Annotated in this window: 16 protein-coding genes and 1 tRNA gene; 14 read left to right on the forward strand and 3 right to left on the reverse strand. The window is 68.2% G+C overall.

The annotated features are described in order from the left end of the window. Positions 1 to 35 precede the first annotated feature (35 nt). Positions 36 to 1,106: an anthranilate phosphoribosyltransferase gene (locus ACMGFG_RS07665; RefSeq protein WP_436929747.1), complete on the forward strand. Its 1,071-nt coding sequence runs from the start codon at positions 36 to 38 to the stop codon at positions 1,104 to 1,106. Positions 1,107 to 1,113: 7 nt separating this feature from the next. Here ACMGFG_RS07665 and ACMGFG_RS07670 read toward each other — a convergent pair whose 3' ends face one another. Beyond that, positions 1,114 to 2,184 carry an outer membrane protein assembly factor BamB family protein gene (locus ACMGFG_RS07670; RefSeq protein WP_436929748.1) on the reverse strand — a complete coding sequence of 357 codons (1,071 nt, stop codon included), beginning with the start codon at positions 2,182 to 2,184 and terminating at the stop codon, positions 1,114 to 1,116. Between the two features lie 118 nt (positions 2,185 to 2,302). Here ACMGFG_RS07670 and ACMGFG_RS07675 point away from each other — a divergent pair, with 118 nt between their 5' ends. From ACMGFG_RS07675 to ACMGFG_RS07735, 13 genes are all read left to right on the forward strand, one after another. Beyond that, on the forward strand, positions 2,303 to 3,484 hold the full coding sequence (locus tag ACMGFG_RS07675) for a UxaA family hydrolase (protein ID WP_436929749.1): 1,182 nt from the start codon (positions 2,303 to 2,305) through the stop codon (positions 3,482 to 3,484). Next, entirely contained in the window at positions 3,481 to 3,813 is a 333-nt protein-coding gene (locus ACMGFG_RS07680; RefSeq protein ID WP_436929750.1) for a UxaA family hydrolase, read from the forward strand. Before ACMGFG_RS07675 ends, ACMGFG_RS07680 begins: the two co-directional genes overlap by 4 nt. Then, a complete protein-coding gene (locus ACMGFG_RS07685; protein WP_436929751.1) occupies positions 3,810 to 4,943 on the forward strand; it encodes a UxaA family hydrolase in 1,134 nt (377 codons plus the stop codon). The genes ACMGFG_RS07680 and ACMGFG_RS07685 overlap by 4 nt, the downstream gene beginning before the upstream one ends. A 114-nt stretch (positions 4,944 to 5,057) precedes the next feature. After that, complete coding sequence (locus ACMGFG_RS07690) at positions 5,058 to 5,606, forward strand: peptidylprolyl isomerase (RefSeq protein ID WP_436929752.1); 549 nt, start codon at positions 5,058 to 5,060, stop codon at positions 5,604 to 5,606. A gap of 220 nt (positions 5,607 to 5,826) precedes the next feature. Further along, positions 5,827 to 7,797: an ABC transporter substrate-binding protein gene (locus tag ACMGFG_RS07695; protein ID WP_436929753.1), complete on the forward strand. Its 1,971-nt coding sequence runs from the start codon at positions 5,827 to 5,829 to the stop codon at positions 7,795 to 7,797. 106 nt (positions 7,798 to 7,903) lie between these two features. After that, the gene (locus tag ACMGFG_RS07700; RefSeq protein ID WP_436929754.1) at positions 7,904 to 8,974 is read left to right on the forward strand and encodes an ABC transporter permease; all 1,071 of its coding nucleotides are present in this window, start codon (positions 7,904 to 7,906) and stop codon (positions 8,972 to 8,974) included. A gap of 4 nt (positions 8,975 to 8,978) precedes the next feature. Next, the gene (locus tag ACMGFG_RS07705) at positions 8,979 to 10,526 is read left to right on the forward strand and encodes an ABC transporter permease (protein ID WP_436929755.1); all 1,548 of its coding nucleotides are present in this window, start codon (positions 8,979 to 8,981) and stop codon (positions 10,524 to 10,526) included. Continuing rightward, positions 10,523 to 11,689: an ABC transporter ATP-binding protein gene (locus ACMGFG_RS07710; RefSeq protein ID WP_436929756.1), complete on the forward strand. Its 1,167-nt coding sequence runs from the start codon at positions 10,523 to 10,525 to the stop codon at positions 11,687 to 11,689. Before ACMGFG_RS07705 ends, ACMGFG_RS07710 begins: the two co-directional genes overlap by 4 nt. After that, on the forward strand, positions 11,686 to 13,026 hold the full coding sequence (locus ACMGFG_RS07715) for an ABC transporter ATP-binding protein (RefSeq protein WP_436929757.1): 1,341 nt from the start codon (positions 11,686 to 11,688) through the stop codon (positions 13,024 to 13,026). Before ACMGFG_RS07710 ends, ACMGFG_RS07715 begins: the two co-directional genes overlap by 4 nt. After that, a complete protein-coding gene (locus ACMGFG_RS07720; RefSeq protein ID WP_436929758.1) occupies positions 13,016 to 13,408 on the forward strand; it encodes a DUF7555 family protein in 393 nt (130 codons plus the stop codon). The genes ACMGFG_RS07715 and ACMGFG_RS07720 overlap by 11 nt, the downstream gene beginning before the upstream one ends. Before the next feature lie 143 nt (positions 13,409 to 13,551). After that, positions 13,552 to 14,124 carry a DUF7529 family protein gene (locus ACMGFG_RS07725; RefSeq protein ID WP_436929759.1) on the forward strand — a complete coding sequence of 191 codons (573 nt, stop codon included), beginning with the start codon at positions 13,552 to 13,554 and terminating at the stop codon, positions 14,122 to 14,124. 270 nt (positions 14,125 to 14,394) lie between these two features. Then, positions 14,395 to 14,667: a hypothetical protein gene (locus ACMGFG_RS07730; protein WP_436929760.1), complete on the forward strand. Its 273-nt coding sequence runs from the start codon at positions 14,395 to 14,397 to the stop codon at positions 14,665 to 14,667. A 112-nt stretch (positions 14,668 to 14,779) separates the two neighbouring features. Beyond that, positions 14,780 to 14,864: transfer RNA gene (locus ACMGFG_RS07735), tRNA-Leu, on the forward strand. Between the two features lie 467 nt (positions 14,865 to 15,331). Here ACMGFG_RS07735 and ACMGFG_RS07740 read toward each other — a convergent pair. Together ACMGFG_RS07740 and ACMGFG_RS07745 are read right to left on the reverse strand one after the other, a co-directional pair. After that, on the reverse strand, positions 15,332 to 15,670 hold the full coding sequence (locus tag ACMGFG_RS07740; protein WP_436929761.1) for a hypothetical protein: 339 nt from the start codon (positions 15,668 to 15,670) through the stop codon (positions 15,332 to 15,334). After that, entirely contained in the window at positions 15,663 to 16,052 is a 390-nt protein-coding gene (locus ACMGFG_RS07745) for a winged helix DNA-binding protein (RefSeq protein ID WP_436929762.1), read from the reverse strand. The genes ACMGFG_RS07740 and ACMGFG_RS07745 overlap by 8 nt, the downstream gene beginning before the upstream one ends. Positions 16,053 to 16,151 lie beyond the last annotated feature (99 nt).

Below are 16,151 nucleotides of genomic sequence, written 5' to 3' on the forward strand. Positions count from 1 at the left end.
GGGCGTTTTAGAGTCGCCAGTCCGAACCGGTTCGTATGGCTCAAGCGACACAGGAGTTCGGCGACTGGCCGCTCAGGCGGCTGATGACCGAGGTCGTCGGCTCGGGACACAAGTCCGCGGACGACATGACCCGCGACCAGGCCCGCGAGGCGTTCCAGCGGATACTCGCCGGCGAACCGGACCACACCACCCTCGGCGCCTTCTGGCTCGCCAACCGCTGGAAGCGCAACAACGCCGAGGAGCTTGGCGCCTACGTCGACGTGATGCGCGAGGAGTCGGTCGTCACCGCGGAACCGGACGCCGACCCGGTCGACTGCGGGGCCAACTACGACGGCAAGGGCCGCTCGGCCATCCTCGGCGTCGCGGCGGGCGTCGTCGCCGCCGCGGCCGGAACCCCCATCGTCGTCCACAGCGGCGACCGCGTGCCGACGCAGAAGCAGGACAGCTACAAGCACGTGCTCGACGAACTCGGCGTCCGGACCGAGATCGGACCGGGCGAGAGCGCCGACATGGTCGACGAGGTCGGCTTCGGCTACTACTACCAGCCCGAATTCAACCCCGGGATCCACGCGCTGTGGGACCGCCGTGACAACATGGGCGTCCGGACGTTCGTCAACACCGTCGAGACGCTCGCCAACCCCGCGAACGCCGACGTGCACCTCGGATCCTTCTACCACCTGCCGTTCGCGGTGAAGATGACCGACACGCTCCAGGCCGCCGAGAGCCAGGACGTGTCCCGCACCCTGTTCTTCCAGGGCATGGAGGGGTACGACGACGTGCGCCCCGGGACGACGGTCGTCGGCGAGTGGTCGGAGGGCGACGAGGAACTCGCCGACTTCGAGATCAAGACAGCGAACTACGGCATGGACTTCGAGAGCGAGGACCTGGAAGTCGAGGACGTGGCCGCCGACTCCGCGGCGATCACCGAGGAAGTGCTGGCCGGCGACCGCGACGACCAGTTCGCCGACGCCGTGGCGCTGAACGCCGCGCTGCGGATCTACGCCCGCGAGGACGCCGACTCGATCGACGAGGGGCTGGAGACGGCCCGCGACGTGCTGGCGAGCGGCGAGGCCGAGGCGGTGCTGGACGACCTGCAGGACTTCTGAGCGGCGGCTACTCGCCGCGCTCGATGGCATACACCGACTGGTCGTTGCTGCCGACGTAGATGGTGTCGTCGGTGACGAACGGTTTCGACTGCACGGCGTTGCCGGTCTTGTATCGCCAGCGGTACTCGCCGGTTTCGGCGTCCAGCGAGAACAGGTACCCCCAGCGGTCGCCGAAGTAGAGGGTGCCGTCGCTGAGGGTCAGGTCGCTCTGGACGTTGCCGGTGGGTGATTCGTTCCGCCACCGTTCGCTCCCGTCCTCGGTGGCCAGCGCGTAGACGCTGTCGCTCCAGTTACCCACGTACAGCGTTGCGTCTCCGAGGACCGGGGTCGCGCTTATCGGTCCGACCGTGTCGTGCGTCCAGACAGCGTCGCCGGTCTCCGGATCGAGGGCGTGGACGATCCCTTCCTGATCTGCGGCGAAGACCACGCCGTCGCCCACGACCGGTCCGGCCCAGATTTGGTCTTCGGCTTCGTACGACCACTGCATCTCCCCTGTCTCGCTGTCGAGAGCGTACAGCCTCTGTTCTCTGCATCCAGCGTACACTACTCCTTCAGACACAGTCGGATCGCCGGTGACTTCTCCTTCGGCGCGGAACGCCCACCGCTCGTCGCCCGATCGTCCATCTACGGCGCGAACTCGTTTGTCCGCGCCTCCCATGTAGACGGTATCGGAAGCCGAGTCGTATGCACCGCCGTTGACAATCTCGCCGGTCTCTAAACGCCACTGTTCGCGCCCTTGCTCGTCGACCGCGACAAGCGATCCGCCGCTGGTCCCGGCGTAGATCCGCGTGTCAGCTACGTACGGTCCACTCCAGACCTTTTCGCCGACCGTTCGGTTCCAGTCGGACGACCCCGTCGCGGTATCGAGTGCTCTCAGCGACCCGTCCATACTTCCGACGTAAAGCGTCCCATCACGAACTACCGGAGATGAGGTCACCCGGCCGCCGGTCTCGTGGCTCCAGCGCACGCGCTCGGATCCGATCTCTCTGGGCGTCGGCGTCTCGGCCGGGTCTCCGGAGCAGCCGGCGCTCGCCGCGAGGGCTGCGGGGAGTGCGCGAAGGAGCGTCCGGCGGTTCACATGCTGATCGGCGTGTAGTGTCACAAAAACGTTCGCTCATCCGAACGCTCGGCGGGAACGGACGCCTGGTGTCCCCCGAGCGCGAAGGATTCTTGCCGAGGGCCGCGGAGTAACTGGCATGGACACCTTCGAGGGATACCGGAGACCGGACGGCCGGATCGGCGTCCGGAACCACGTCGCCGTGTTGCCCACGTCGGTCGCGGCCAGCCCGGTGGCCGACCGGATCGCCGACGACGCCGGTCGGTGGGCGCGCGCGACGCCCCACCAGATGGGAACGAGCCAGCCCGACGAGGGCCGCGAACGCACCCGGTCGGTCCTCGCGGGGATCGGGCGGAACCCGAACGTCGGCGCGGCGCTCGTCGTCGAACTCGGGACCGAAGACATCGGCGCCGACGAGGTCGCCGACGACATCGCCCGGTCGGGCAAGCCCGTCGAGACGCTGACGATCCGGGAAGCGGGCGGGACCGCGGGCGCGCTCGACGCCGGCGCCGAGACCCTCGCCGACCTGTGGACGGAAGTCGGCGACCGGCGCCGGGAGGAGGCCGACGCGAGCGAACTCGTCTTCGCGGTGGAGTGTGGCGGCAGCGACGCGACCAGCGGGATCGCGGCCAACCCGGCGCTGGGCGACGCATCCGACCGGCTGGTCGATGCCGGCGGCGCGGTCTGCATCTCCGAGACGCCGGAGTTCATCGGCGCCGAGCACGTCGCCGCCGAGCGCTGCGTCGACGAGGAAACCCGCGAGAAACTGCTGGACCGCGTCGACCGCCGCGAACGGCTGGCGGACCTGATGGGCGTGGACATGCGCGGCGCCCAGCCCTCGCCGGGCAACCAGGAGGGCGGGCTGACCACCATCGAGGAGAAGAGCCTCGGCGCGCTCGCCAAGTGCGGCACGCGGCCGATTCGTCACGTCGTCGACTACGGCGAAGAAATCCCCGTGGGCGGCGGGGTGACGGTGATGGACTCGCCGGGCTACGACGTGGAGAGCGTCGTCGGCAAGGTCGCGGGCGGCGCGCAGGTCGTCGCGTTCACCACCGGGCGCGGGTCGACCACCGGCAATCCCATCGCGCCGGTGATCAAGGTGACCGGCAACCCGCGGACCGCGGAGCGGCTGGCGTCGAACATGGACGTTGACGCCAGTACGGTCATCGACGGCGAACCGCTCGGCGAGGCCGGCGAGCGGATCTACCGGACGCTACTCTCTGTGGCGGACGGCGCGGAGACGGCCGCCGAAGCCCGCCGGCTGGAGGAGTTCGCGATCAACGAGCGCCAGCCGCGGGAACTCGCGGCGGAGGGATCATGAAGGGCGAAGTGCTTGACGGGACGGCGCTGGTGATGGCCGACGACGACACCGTCGCGACCGCGCTGGAGGACCTCGACGAGGGCGACCGGTTAGCCGACGCCGACCCGCCGGTGACCGTCGCCGAGGAAGTCCCGTTCGGCCACAAGGTCGCGCTCGCGGACATCGCGGCCGGCGAGCCGGTCCGGAAGTACGGCGAGGTGGTCGGCGAGGCCTCGGAGCCGATAGCGCGCGGCGAGTGGGTCCACACCCACAACTGCGAGAGCACGCGCGGGCGGGGCGACCGGGCGGCCGCTGCCGATATCACTGGGTCTCCGGGGGAGGACCGATGAGTCTGCGACAGGGCTTCGAGGCGGTCGACCGGGGCGACCGCGGCGTCGGCGTCCGCGAGAAGGTCCTCGTGCTCCCGTCGGTCATCTGCTCGCGGGAGGTCGCCGACCGGATCGCCGACCGGGTCCCGGGAGCGGTCAGCGCGCCCCACGACCACGGCTGTGCGCAGATCGGCGACGACAAGGCACAGACCCTGCGGGCCTTCCTCGGCGTCGGCTCGAACCCCAACGTCGCCGGGACGGTCGTCGTCGGCCTCGGTTGCGAGTCGATCCAGAGCGACGACGTGGCCGCCGACCTCGCCGATCTGTGCGTGCCCGTCCGCGAGGTCGCGATCCAGGACGCCGGCGGCACCGACGCGACGGTCGAGGCCGGGGTCGAAGCCGTCGAGGAACTCCGCGGGCAGTCTACCGGCGACGGCCGGGGGACATCGGACGACGACGGGGAGTCCACCGCGGCGGACCTCTCGGATCTCACGGTCGGCGTCGTCTCGGGCGACCTCGCCGAGTCGACCCGCGAGACGGCGGACCCGCTGGTCGGCGCGGTGGTCGACGAACTGGTCGACGCGGGCGCGCGGGTGGTCGCCGCTGGCAGCGAGCGCGTCGTCGCCCACCCCGGGGCTGCGGCCGCGCGGGCGGACGACGAGGCGGCGGCCGCGGGCCTCCGCGACCTGGCCGAGCGCCACCGCGGCCAGCCCGCGCGGGCCTCGCGGGTCGGGCGCGAGGCGGGGGACCACGGGTTCGAGGCGGTGACGCGAGCGTGGGGCGACCGGCCGGTCCGGGCGACCCTGGAGTACGGCGAGCGGGCGACCCACGAGGAAGGGCTGGCGGTCGTCGACGCGCCCTCGCGGTTCGCCGAGGCGGCCACCGGCCTCGTCGCGGCCGGGGCGCAGGTCGTCGTCCACGTCACCGGCGAGGGCGTGGCGACCGGCCACCCGGTCGCGCCGGTGCTGAAGGTCTCGGGCGACCCGGAGACGCTGGCGGCCGTGGGCGACGACATCGACGTGGACGCGACGGCGACCGACCCCGCGGACCTGCTCGGGCGCCTGCGGGCGGTCGCGGGCGGCGAGCGCGTGCGCGCGGAGGAACACCAGCTCGTCTCCTCGGCGATCACGCGGGTCGGTCCGTCTATGTGAGCGGGGCCGGACGCGGGGACTGGGCAGTCCGTCAGGGACCGTCGCCGTCGGTCGAGACCCGTCCGCGCGGACGGTACCACCAGCGTTTTCTCCGCGGCGGGCTTCCGACCGGGTATGAGTGACGACCTGACAGCGACGCTCCACACCTCCGAGGGCGACATCGAGGTGCGACTGTTCGAGGACAGGGTTCCCAACACCGTCGAGGCGTTTGTCGACCACGCGACCGAGTCCGACTACGAGTCGGCCGACGTGGGGCCGGGCGAGGGCGCCTGGGAGGACCCCGAGAGCGGCGAGAAACGGGTCGACCCGCTGTACGACGACATCGAGTTCCACCGCGTCATCGAGGACTTCATGATCCAGACCGGTGACCCGACCGGTACCGGCCGGGGCGGCCCGGGCTACACCTTCGACGACGAGTTCCACGAGGATCTACGCCACGACGAACCGGGCAAGCTCTCGATGGCCAACCGCGGCCCCGACACCAACGGCTCGCAGTTTTTCATCACGCTGGACGCCCAGCCCCACCTCGACGACAAACACGCCGTCTTCGGCGAGGTCGTCGACGGGATGACCGTGGTCGAGACCATCGGCTCGGTCGACACCGACCCGAGCGATCGCCCGATCGACACGGTCGTGCTCGAATCGGTCGAAATTCACCGGTAATACCGGACGTTCATCGCAGTGTTTGCCCGGTACGCTTTTATTTCCTTAAGCCGTTAGTCAGTCCCGGACATTCACCGGTGGTCCTGTAATTCCCCGTTATAATACAAGGGGGTAGAATATAATTTAAGATAATTTTCGACCGCCGGTGTACTGCGATTCTGGCAACAACTAACGGCAAGTTCCACCGCAATTTAAGTAGCAAGGTCGGTAATGGGGACGTATGCCTCGCGACACTGACGGCTCGGACACCAGCCGACGACGATTTCTGAAAGCGACCGGTGCGGCCGCGCTCACCTCGGCAGTTGCGGGCTGTGGGAGCGACGGCGGCGACACTGCCACGCCGGGCGACGGCGGTGACGGTGGCGGCGACGGCGGTGACGGCGGTGACGGTGGGGACGGCGGGATGGGCACCGAAACGACGACCGACACGAGCCCGATCACGATCGACGGGTATCCGTACGGCGTAGGTGAGACGAAGATCGGCGAAGCCAAACGGGTGATGGAAGAAGCCGGGTACGGCCCGGACAACCGGTTCGAACTCGACTGGCTCCAGTACTCCAGCCCGACCTGGTCGGAGATGGCCTCGACCATCGCGTCGCGACTCGAGGCGGCCTACATCGACATGAACCAGAGCTCGGCGGCGTTCTCGCCGCTGCTGGAGGCCACCCGGAACGGTAACCACGAGGCGTACACCCTCGGGTGGATCGCCGACTACCCCGGCGCGCAGAACTTCGTCCAGCTGATCGACCCGCCGAACACGATGTACGCGGACAACCAGGCGGCAAACGGCGCCCGGATCTTCTGGTCCGAAGACGCCAACGCGGACCCCGCGGTCCGGGAGTACATGATCGAGCAGTTCGACCGGATCGAGTCGAATCCGCAGGACACCGAGGAGGCCGCCCAGATCCGCGGCGACGCCGCGGTGAAGATGGAGGAGGGCATGTGGCAGGAAGCGGCCCTGCTCCCCATCTTCCAGTCGGTCACCGAGGGCATGTGGTACGACTACGTCGACTACAACCCGCCCGGTCCGATGGGTCCCTCGCGAGCGAAAGCGAGTAACTCCGTCTCGAGCATCGAGGGCAAGGACCGTCTCAGTGGGATCTCCTCGACGTTCAGCAGCCTCGACCCGATCGCCTCCGGGAACACGGCCTCCGGGGGCAAGATCATGGACATGTTCGACGCGCTGACGAACTACCAGAACGGGACCACGGAGGTCGAGAACCTGCTGGCGACCGACTACGAGATCAGCGAGGACTTCCGCACCTACACGTTCACGCTGAAGGAGGGCGCCACCTTCCACAACGGCGAGGAGGTCACCGCGCAGGACTTCGAGTACTCCATCAAGCGGCTGATGGTCTCGAACAACTCCACGAACGCGCGGTTCCCGGTCAGCGTCATGGGGATCGAACACGAGACCGAGGAGGTCACGGTGACCGACGACGAGGGCGACACCGTCACGGACACCGCCTCCGGCGAGCCCGAGACGACCACCCGGATCGTCCCCGACTCGATCGGCGTCAACGCCGTCGACGACTACACGCTGGAGATCACGACCAGCGAGCCGTTCGCGTTCTCGCTGTCCGTGCTGGCCTACTCCGCGTTCTCGGCGGTGCCCGAGGGCATCGTCGGCGACCTCGAGGGCTACGAGGGCGAGATGGAGTGGTCGGAGTTCTCCCAGAACCCCGTCGGCGCGGGTCCCTTCGAGTTCGTCAACTGGGAGTCCGGCAACGGCGGCGAGTTCGTCATGGACGCCTACGACGACTACCACGGCGAGGGCGCTTCCTTCGACGGTATCGACCAGGCGATCCTCACCGAAACGCAGGCCAGGTACAACTACTTCCTCAACGGGAACGCCGACATCGGCGGCGTCCCGACCTCGCAGTACACGGCCGACAGCGTGAACATCGAGTCCACTAACGACCTCGGGCAGGACCTGGGCACCTACGACCTCGAGAACGGCGAGACGGTCAACTACGCGAGAACGCCGGAGATCGGGACCTTCTACGTCGGCTTCAACATGGAAGCAGTCCCCAAGGCCGTCCGCCAGGCGATGGCCTACGTCATCAACCGGCCGGAGTTCATGGCGAACGTGTTCAAGGACCGCTTCGAGCCGGCCTACCACCTGACGCCGCCGCAGATCTTCCCCGGCGGGATCGAGGCCTACGACGAGCACGTCGGCGGCTCCGAGTAAGCGAGCGGGTCCCCGGCCGCTCCCGATGAACTCCCCGCTCAGACGACGAACGTATTACGTTGCGGCCCACAGAGAGAGACAACTACACGCATAACGGAGACACGCCATGAACAAACTCCTGTATATCGCGAAACGGCTCGTCCTCGGGGTGCCGGTGGTCCTGTTCGGGCTCACGATGACGTTCGTCATCCTCTACCTGTCGCCGTTCGACCCGATGACCGCGATCCTGGGTCGCGACGCGGACCCCCAGACCGCCCGACAGCTCGCCATCTCGCTCGGCCTCCGGTACCCGAACGGCGAGCCGGTTCCCCTGTGGATACAGTACAGGGACTTCCTGATCGAGACGATAACGTTCAACTTCGGCCAGTCGTGGGTCGTCACGCGCGGCCAGTCGGCCGCCCAGCTCATCTGGGAACGGATGCCCGCGACCATCTGGCTGGGCGCCTGGTCGGTCGTCATCGCGCTGGCGCTGGGGATCCCGCTGGGGCTGTACGCCGGCCTCCGGGCCAACACCTGGGGCGACTACACCGCCTCGTTCGGCGGGATCGTCTGGCGCGCCATGCCGAACTTCTGGCTGGCCGTGATGCTCGCCGGCCTGCTGTCGGCCGGCGGCCTGCTGTCCTTTTACCGGGGGTTCCTGATACCGACCGACGTGATCGGCACCCCGGACGCGCTGGGCCACCTGTTCGGGAGCTACTCGCTGGGGCCGGTCGGGATCCCGGTCCCCAACCCCTACAACTGGGCGGTCGCGTTCAAGTGGATCCTGCCGGCCGCGCTCGTGCTCGGCTCCTCCTCGATGGGCAACGAGGTCCGCATCGGGCGGACCGCGGTGCTGGAGAGCCTCAACGCCCCCTACATCGACACGGCCAAGGCCAAGGGCGTCTCCGAGCGGGTGATCGTCGGGAAACACGTCGCGCGCAACGCGATGATCCCGCTGCTGCCGGTGATCATGGGCGAGTTCTACCTGCTCATCGGCGGGTCCGTGCTCGTGGAGCTCATCTTCGGGATCCGCGGGCTCGGGAACCTCTTCCTCTCGGCGGTCCTCGCGTCGGACGTACCGATCATCGGCGCGCTCACCTACGTGTTCATCCTCATACTCGTGTTCTTCAACATCGCACAGGACGTGGCGTACACCATCATCGACCCGCGGATCGGCCTGGAGGGCCGGGAGGACTGAGACGATGTGTGCAACGATGACCGACTCGGCGCGCGACCGGGACCGCCTCGACGAGACGCGGCTTCGCGACCGGGTGCTGGCCAACCCCGAACCGGCGCTGCGGTGGGGGGCGGTCGCCTTCGTGCTGGTCGCCGTCGAGTTCGGCGCGCTCGCCGGCGGGCTCCTGTTGTTGCTCGACGCGACGGTCATCGGGGTCACGGCGCTGGTCGAGGTGATACTCGGCGCCTTCTCCCCGAGCGCTGGCGAGGCGGTCTACGCCGCCCAGCAGGCGGCCAGCGGCTTCCTCGATGGGCTGCGGTCCGCCGCCGGGAACGTCCCGACGCTGCTGTCCCGGGAGACGATCCCCAACGAGGGGTACAAGACGGGGCCGAACGGGCCCTGGGAGGGCACGTTCCTCGGGCTCCAGCCGGCGGCCGCATGGGCGATCCGGCTGGTGCTCGTCTACCTGTACGCCGCGGTCGTGTTCTACTGGCTCTACCGCGGCTGGCTCGTCTTCCGCGACCACTACCGCCAGGTCGACTGGACGCCTCGCGACGACGTGGTCGACCGCCTGCGCGACCACCGCTGGGGTCAGTTCGGTATCGTCGTCGTCCTCGTGTTCGTGACGATGGCGCTGTTCGCCCCGGCGCTCGGACCGACCACCGTCGAGCAGAACATCCAGTCGCCGTACAGCCACGAGATCCAGTACTACGACGCCGAGAGCGGGAGCGTCGAGACGGTGTACGTCGGCGACGCCAACTTCAACTCGAAGTCGAAGGGGCAGGGCGACCAGAACGTCGGGCCGATGACCTACGACGACTACGGCCGGTTCCACCCGTTCGGGACCCTGACCAACGGCCGCGACCTGTTCACGTTCTCGGTGGCCGGCGCCCGGATCTCGATGATGATCGGGGGGCTGTCCATCGTGCTGGCGTCGCTGCTCGCGGTCATCGCGTCGATGACCTCGGCGTACTACAAGGGACTGGTCGACCTGGTGACGATCCTCCTCGCGGACGGGATCACCTCCATACCGGGGCTGCTCCTGCTGTTGATGGTCGGGATGGCGTTCCAGGGCCACTGGCTCACGGGGGTGCTCCACGGCGGGTTCCTCTACGCGGTGACCTTCGGGATCATCCTCTTCCCGGGCCTGTGGCGGTCGGTGCGCGGCCCCGCCTTGCAGGTCTCCGAAGAGGAGTGGATCGACGCCGCCAAGAGCTTCGGCCAGCGCCCGCGGACGACCATGCGCAAACACATGCTCCCGTACGTGCTGCCGTACCTGCTCGTCTACGGCTCGATGACCGTCGGCGGCGTCATCATCTCGATGGCGGCGCTGTCGTTCATCGGGAGCGGGCTCGGCATCAACCCGCCGACTCCCGCCTGGGGACGCGCCATCGACATGGGGCGCAACTACGTCTCCACCCAGTCGTGGCACATCGCCCTGATCCCGGGGATACTGATCGTCGTGCTCGTGACCGGGCTCAACGCCTTCGGTGACGGCATCCGCGACGCCATCGACCCCGAGAGCGAGGGCGGCGGTGAAGAGGAGGCGGCCGCAGGGGGTGCCGCCGGATGAGCGCCCCCTACTCGGACGACGCCGTGGAGTCGGCCCGCGACCGGGACGGCGAGGAACCGGTCCTCTCGGTGCGTGACCTCCGGACGGTCTTCAGGACCGACCGCGAGACCATCCACGCCGTCGACGGCATCGACCTGGATCTGTACGAGGGCGAGACGGTCGGGCTCGTCGGCGAGTCCGGCTCGGGCAAGTCCGTCACCGCCCGGTCGATCATGGGGCTGGTCGAGGAGCCCGGGGAGGTCCTCCCCGAGTCGTCGATCAGGTTCAATGGCGAGGAGATCACCGGCTACGACACCGCCCAGTACCAGGAGCTGCGCGGCAGCGGCATCGGGATGATCTTCCAGGACCCGCTGTCGTCGCTCAACCCCGTGTTCACTGTCGGCAACCAGATCAGGGAGGCGCTGAAGGTCAACCGCGGGATCACCGGCGAGGCGGCCCGCGAGGAAGCGATCGAGCTGCTCGAGGCGGTCCAGATCCCCGACGCGGCACGCCGGCTGGGGGAGTACCCCCACGAGTTCTCCGGCGGGATGCGCCAGCGGGCGGTCATCGCGATGATGCTCGCCTGCGAACCCGAGGTGTTGATCTGCGACGAACCGACGACCGCGCTGGACGTGACCATCCAGGCGCAGATCCTGGAGCTCCTCCGGGACCTGCAGGAGGAACGCGGCCTGTCGATCCTGTTCATCACCCACGACATGGGCGTCATCGCCGACGTCACCGACCGCGTGAACGTGATGTACGCCGGCGAGATCGTCGAGAAGGCCCCGACCGAGGAGCTGTTCGCGAACCCGCGCCACCCATACACGGAGGGGCTGCTCGAGGCGATCCCCGGCCAGCACGCCGACGAGGACCGCCTGCGGACCATCGAGGGCGAGGTGCCGACGCCCAACGAGGCGGCGACACAGTGCCGGTTCGCGCCGCGGTGCCCGAAGGCCTTCGAGGAGTGCGAGGCGGTCCATCCCGAGCTCGTCGAGGTCGACGAGAGTACGGCCGACCACACCGCGGCCTGCCTGCTCTACCCCGAACACATGACGACGCCGGAGGCCGTCGCCCACCACGAGCGACTGGGCGGGACCGACGACGAGGAGCTGGGCGGGGACGACGGGGCGGGCCCGGCGGAGACCGGCGACGACGTCGCGGCCGACGGAGGTGACCGACGATGAGCGAGATGACCCAGCAACGCGGCCGAACCGAACCGAGGGGAACCGGCGAGACGCTCGTCGAGGTCGAGGGGCTCAAGAAGTACTACGGCGGCGACGGCGTCTTCGCCGACCCGCCGGTCAAGGCCGTCGACGGCGTGAGCTTCCAGATCCAGCGCGGCGAGACGCTCGGGCTGGTCGGCGAGTCCGGCTGCGGGAAGACGACGCTCGGTCGCACGCTCGTGCAGCTGGAGACGGCCACCGAGGGCACCGTCGAGTTCGACGGCACCGACGTGACCGAGCTGACCGGCAAGCGGCTCAAGCAGTGGCGGCGCAACGCCCAGATCGTCTTCCAGGACCCCGAGTCCAGCCTCAACGACCGGATGACCATCGGCGAGATCGTCCGCGAGCCGCTGGACGTCCACGAGGAGGGCACGCCCGCCGAGCGCCGCGAGAAGGTCAAGGACCTGCTGGCCCAGGTCGGGCTCCAGCCCGAGCACTACTACCGCTACCCCCACCAGTTCTCCGGCGGCCAGCGCCAGCGGATCGGGATCGCCCGCGCGCTGGCGCTGGAACCGGAGTTCGTCGTCCTCGACGAGCCCGTCAGCGCCCTGGACACCTCCGTCCAGGCGAAGATCCTCAACCTGCTGGAGGACCTGCAGGACGAGTTCGACCTGACCTACCTGTTTATCGCCCACGACCTCTCCGTGGTGCGACACATCTGCGACCGCGTCGCGGTGATGTACCTCGGGAAGATCATGGAGATGGGGGCGACCGAGGAGCTGTACACCGACCCGGCCAACCCCTACACCCACTCGCTGCTGTCGGCGATCCCCGAACCCGACCCGACCGCCCAGAAGGAGCGGATCACGCTCCCGGGGACGCCGCCGAGCCCGCGGGACCCGCCGACGGGGTGTCAGCTGACGACCCGCTGTCCCGCGAAGATCCACCCCGAGGAGTACGACCACGTCGACGCCGAGACGTGGAACAACATCGAGCGGTTCCGCGAGGTGATCCGCGAGCGCACCCGGATCGACCTGACGGTCCGCGACCGGATCCGCCGGTCGCTCGGCGCTTTCCATCGGTTCGACGACATCGACGAGACGGTCGCCGACATGTTCGGCGACGAGGTCCCCGACGAGGTCTACGAGCACGTCGAGCAGGCCGCCGAGCACGTCAAGGAGGGGTACCCCGACCGGGCGCGCGAGTACATGAGCAAGCAGTTCGACGGCGTCTGCGACACCGAGCGGCCGGAGCTGTACCCGGTGGGCGAGACCGACCGGCTGAGCTACTGCCACCGCCACTCCGGGGAGTACGAGAGCGTCGAGTCGGTGCTCGGTCGCGGGTCCGATGGCGAGTAAGCGACTCCTGTTCGCGGAGTTCGCCGTCTGGGTGCTCGCCGTCGGCGGGCTCGTCGCCGGGGGCGCCGTCCTCGTCGGGTACCTCGTCGGCGGGACGCTCGTGGCCGCCAAGTACGCCGTGTTCGTCGTCGGCGTCCTCCTGTTCGGCGTCGGGAGCCTCGGCATCCAGCCGACCCCCTCCTACAAGGACGAGAAGCGGGTGACCCTGGAGTCGAAGCGCCAGACCGGCTTCGAGGCCCGGCTGCAGGAACTCCCGCCGCTGCGGGGCGAACGGCTCCCGTTCGACCAGCGGGTCAGCCGCGACAAGAAGATCTTCGCCGCCAGCCTGGTCGTCCTCGGCGTCTCGCTCGTCATGGAGTTCGGCTTCGGGGTCCACCCCTGACCGCCCACCGGCCTCGGCGGCCGGACGCGTGACGGCGCCCCACCCCGTGCTCGGCGGTCGGACGCGGAACAGCGCCCCGGCCCGCCCGGCGACCGACCGCACAGTGCACCACCCTTTACTGTGTGAACGGCGTTGACTGGAGTATGCCCCACCACGCCGACGGCCCGGACGACGTCGACCGGAAGGAGGTCGTCGCCGACCACAGCGAGGAGCTCAAGACCAACTGGCAGCGGGCGCTCGAGGACATGCAGGCGATGGCCGACGACCGCGAGGACCAGGGCTACGAGACGCTCGCCGTCCCCGCGGGGGACACGACGACGCTCTCGCCGTCGATGGGCGACGACGACACGTGGGGGCTCTCCCACGTCGTCCCGGACAACTTCGCCGAGGACGTCGAGGCGTACGTCGAGCGGTCGACGTTCGAGGAGACGGGCGTCTACCAGCTGGAGAGCGGCGGGTTCGTCTTCGTCGTGACCGAGTGCATCGACCACGACGAGGAACGCGTCCTGTTCGTCGCCGGCTCCTACGACATGCGGTTCTCGGCCGGCCTCGTCCGCACCGCCGTCGAGCGCGACGAGATGTACACCCACCTCAGGACCCTCGACGGGACGGAACTGGGCACCGTCCACCACGACGACCCCGCCGACTTCTTCCCCGAACCCGAGCAGTTCTACGCCTACGACATCACCGAAACCACCGAACACGCCCGGGACTGATACGGTTTATTGGGAGCGTTTACCGGGTCGACCGCACGCAGTCGTGCGGTCGATCCCGGAATATATAATCCGTATGACAGGTCGTTCGGCCGGTCGACCCGACGGCGGTCGCGTCCCCCGGGCGATCCACCCGACAGCTCCTGTGACCGCCCGGACGCGCTGTGGACCGACCGTGTCAACCCCTCTCGTGAAACTGAGTTCAGTAGCCTCGCCTACAGAAATGTATTTCAGATTACCATTAAGGGGACGGCCGGCGTAGCATCGGACGCGATGAGACGAACTGGTCCCCTGGTCGCTTCGGCCGGCCTGCCGACGCAGTACAGTCTGGCGCGCACCCTCCTGGTCTCGCTGGCGATGTCGCTCGCGGTCGCCGTCGGCGCGCTCGTGGTCATGTACCCAGGCGTCGCGGCGCTGGCGGCCGCGCTCGCGGCGGTCTCGTGGGCGCTGACGGCCGTGATCGTCCGGGTCCGCCTGCGCCGCCGCCCGGTGACCCGCGTCCTGATGGTCCGGGTCCCGTTCACCGACATCCACGTCGAGGTCTGAGACCCCGCTGGCGCGCCCTCCGAACAGTTCTCTTCCGCTCGACGGCCGCAATTCGCAAGCGGCGCGACCGGACCGTAACCGCTATTCCGCCGGAGGGGCGACGGACGAACGCGCGAGGGTGGCTGAGCTAGGCCAAAGGCGGCGGGCTTAAGACCCGCTCCCGAAGGGGTCCGTGGGTTCGAATCCCACCCCTCGCATGAACCGGCCCGAGCGGACGCGAGGGCCGTGTGAATCCGCGTGGGATTCGAAGCCTATCAGTCGCGCGCAGCGAACGGCGTGAGCGAGCACGTCTGATTTCGGTTCGAATCCCACCCCTCGCACTCTGTCGCTCGCAAACCGCGAGCGGCGAGTGCATCGTGGATTCGAACCCTGCGAGTCGCAGCCCGCGCAGCGACGCGAGCAGGAACGTCTCGCTCCGGTTCGAATCCCACCCCTTGCACTCTCTTCCCGGCGTACTCGAGTGGTTTTCCTGGCCGAGACACCCATGAATCAGGGTCGACCACAGCCCGCTCGCATTCGATTGGATCGAGAAACTGCACGGCGTGTACCGGTTCCAGCTATCTACGCGTCCGCCCTCATCGAGCGGTCTCGCTCCTTTCGGATGCCTCGTCGAGCAGCCAGCGCCTTCACTCGATGATCTCGACGGGGCCGGATTCTTCGACTGTCACTCCAGATCGACTCCAACGGTCCGAGCTAGCGACCGCGCAGCTTCGTCGACAATATCCGGGGTCAGCGCACCGACCGTCTGGGCGGTGTTCCGTTCGGAAATAACTGTCGGGTATCTGGGAAGGATATAGCTCTCCTTGCTGAGACTCCCGACTTGCCAGTCGTTCTCGCCGATCGGTATACTGTCCGTGGCGTCGTTCGTAGAGATCCCGACCGCGATGTGTTGGTCCGGATACTCGGGATTCGGCGTTTCGCTCACGATCACGTAGGGGCGGTTGTACGGTTCGAAGATCGCCGGGTGAGTGACGACTTCGCGCCGAAGGTGCGTGCTACTCATCGGAGCGCTGTGACGCTCTCCAGGATTCGATCTCGGATTCGTCGACCGCTTCCTCTTCCCAGTCGACGTCGCCCCACTCGTCGTCTACGTCAGCGATCGCTTCGAGACTCCGCTGCGTCGCCTCGAAGCCCCCGATGCGGTCGTCGCGAGCGATGGCCCAGTACGGTCCCTTATGTCGAACGAGCTCGCGCTCTTCGAGACGCTGGAGCGTCGGCCCGATGCTCCCCATCGGGATATCGACGTGTTCGTGGATCTCGGTCGGAGTGAACCCCTGTTTCGGATGCTCCGCTAGAAACGAGAGGATCTCGTAGCTGTTCGACCCTGGCTCGATCGAACCCGCGTAGCCATCGGATTCGGAGTACTCGTCGAACTCGACCGGCATTGTATATGCGTGTATATTGGATATCTGCTTGTATAAGTGTTCGCTGTGCCTCGCGGACACGGGCGACGCGACACAACGGTCTTTTGTCGGCGAGCGCCC

Source organism: Halosimplex halobium, assembly GCF_051414055.1.
Taxonomy (GTDB): domain Archaea; phylum Halobacteriota; class Halobacteria; order Halobacteriales; family Haloarculaceae; genus Halosimplex; species Halosimplex halobium.

Excerpts from the sequence above, each read along its gene's own strand:
- ACMGFG_RS07695 (WP_436929753.1), top strand. The coding sequence starts at position 5,827 with ATGCCTCGCGACACTGACGGCTCGGACACCAGCCGACGACGATTTCTG.
- ACMGFG_RS07680 (WP_436929750.1), top strand. The coding sequence starts at position 3,481 with ATGAAGGGCGAAGTGCTTGACGGGACGGCGCTGGTGATGGCCGACGAC.
- ACMGFG_RS07715 (WP_436929757.1), top strand. The coding sequence starts at position 11,686 with ATGAGCGAGATGACCCAGCAACGCGGCCGAACCGAACCGAGGGGAACC.
- ACMGFG_RS07705 (WP_436929755.1), top strand. The coding sequence starts at position 8,979 with ATGTGTGCAACGATGACCGACTCGGCGCGCGACCGGGACCGCCTCGAC.
- ACMGFG_RS07740 (WP_436929761.1), bottom strand. The coding sequence starts at position 15,670 with ATGAGTAGCACGCACCTTCGGCGCGAAGTCGTCACTCACCCGGCGATC.
- ACMGFG_RS07690 (WP_436929752.1), top strand. The coding sequence starts at position 5,058 with ATGAGTGACGACCTGACAGCGACGCTCCACACCTCCGAGGGCGACATC.
- ACMGFG_RS07675 (WP_436929749.1), top strand. The coding sequence starts at position 2,303 with ATGGACACCTTCGAGGGATACCGGAGACCGGACGGCCGGATCGGCGTC.
- ACMGFG_RS07710 (WP_436929756.1), top strand. The coding sequence starts at position 10,523 with ATGAGCGCCCCCTACTCGGACGACGCCGTGGAGTCGGCCCGCGACCGG.
- ACMGFG_RS07700 (WP_436929754.1), top strand. The coding sequence starts at position 7,904 with ATGAACAAACTCCTGTATATCGCGAAACGGCTCGTCCTCGGGGTGCCG.
- ACMGFG_RS07725 (WP_436929759.1), top strand. The coding sequence starts at position 13,552 with ATGCCCCACCACGCCGACGGCCCGGACGACGTCGACCGGAAGGAGGTC.
- ACMGFG_RS07730 (WP_436929760.1), top strand. The coding sequence starts at position 14,395 with ATGAGACGAACTGGTCCCCTGGTCGCTTCGGCCGGCCTGCCGACGCAG.
- ACMGFG_RS07745 (WP_436929762.1), bottom strand. The coding sequence starts at position 16,052 with ATGCCGGTCGAGTTCGACGAGTACTCCGAATCCGATGGCTACGCGGGT.
- ACMGFG_RS07685 (WP_436929751.1), top strand. The coding sequence starts at position 3,810 with ATGAGTCTGCGACAGGGCTTCGAGGCGGTCGACCGGGGCGACCGCGGC.
- ACMGFG_RS07720 (WP_436929758.1), top strand. The coding sequence starts at position 13,016 with ATGGCGAGTAAGCGACTCCTGTTCGCGGAGTTCGCCGTCTGGGTGCTC.
- ACMGFG_RS07665 (WP_436929747.1), top strand. The coding sequence starts at position 36 with ATGGCTCAAGCGACACAGGAGTTCGGCGACTGGCCGCTCAGGCGGCTG.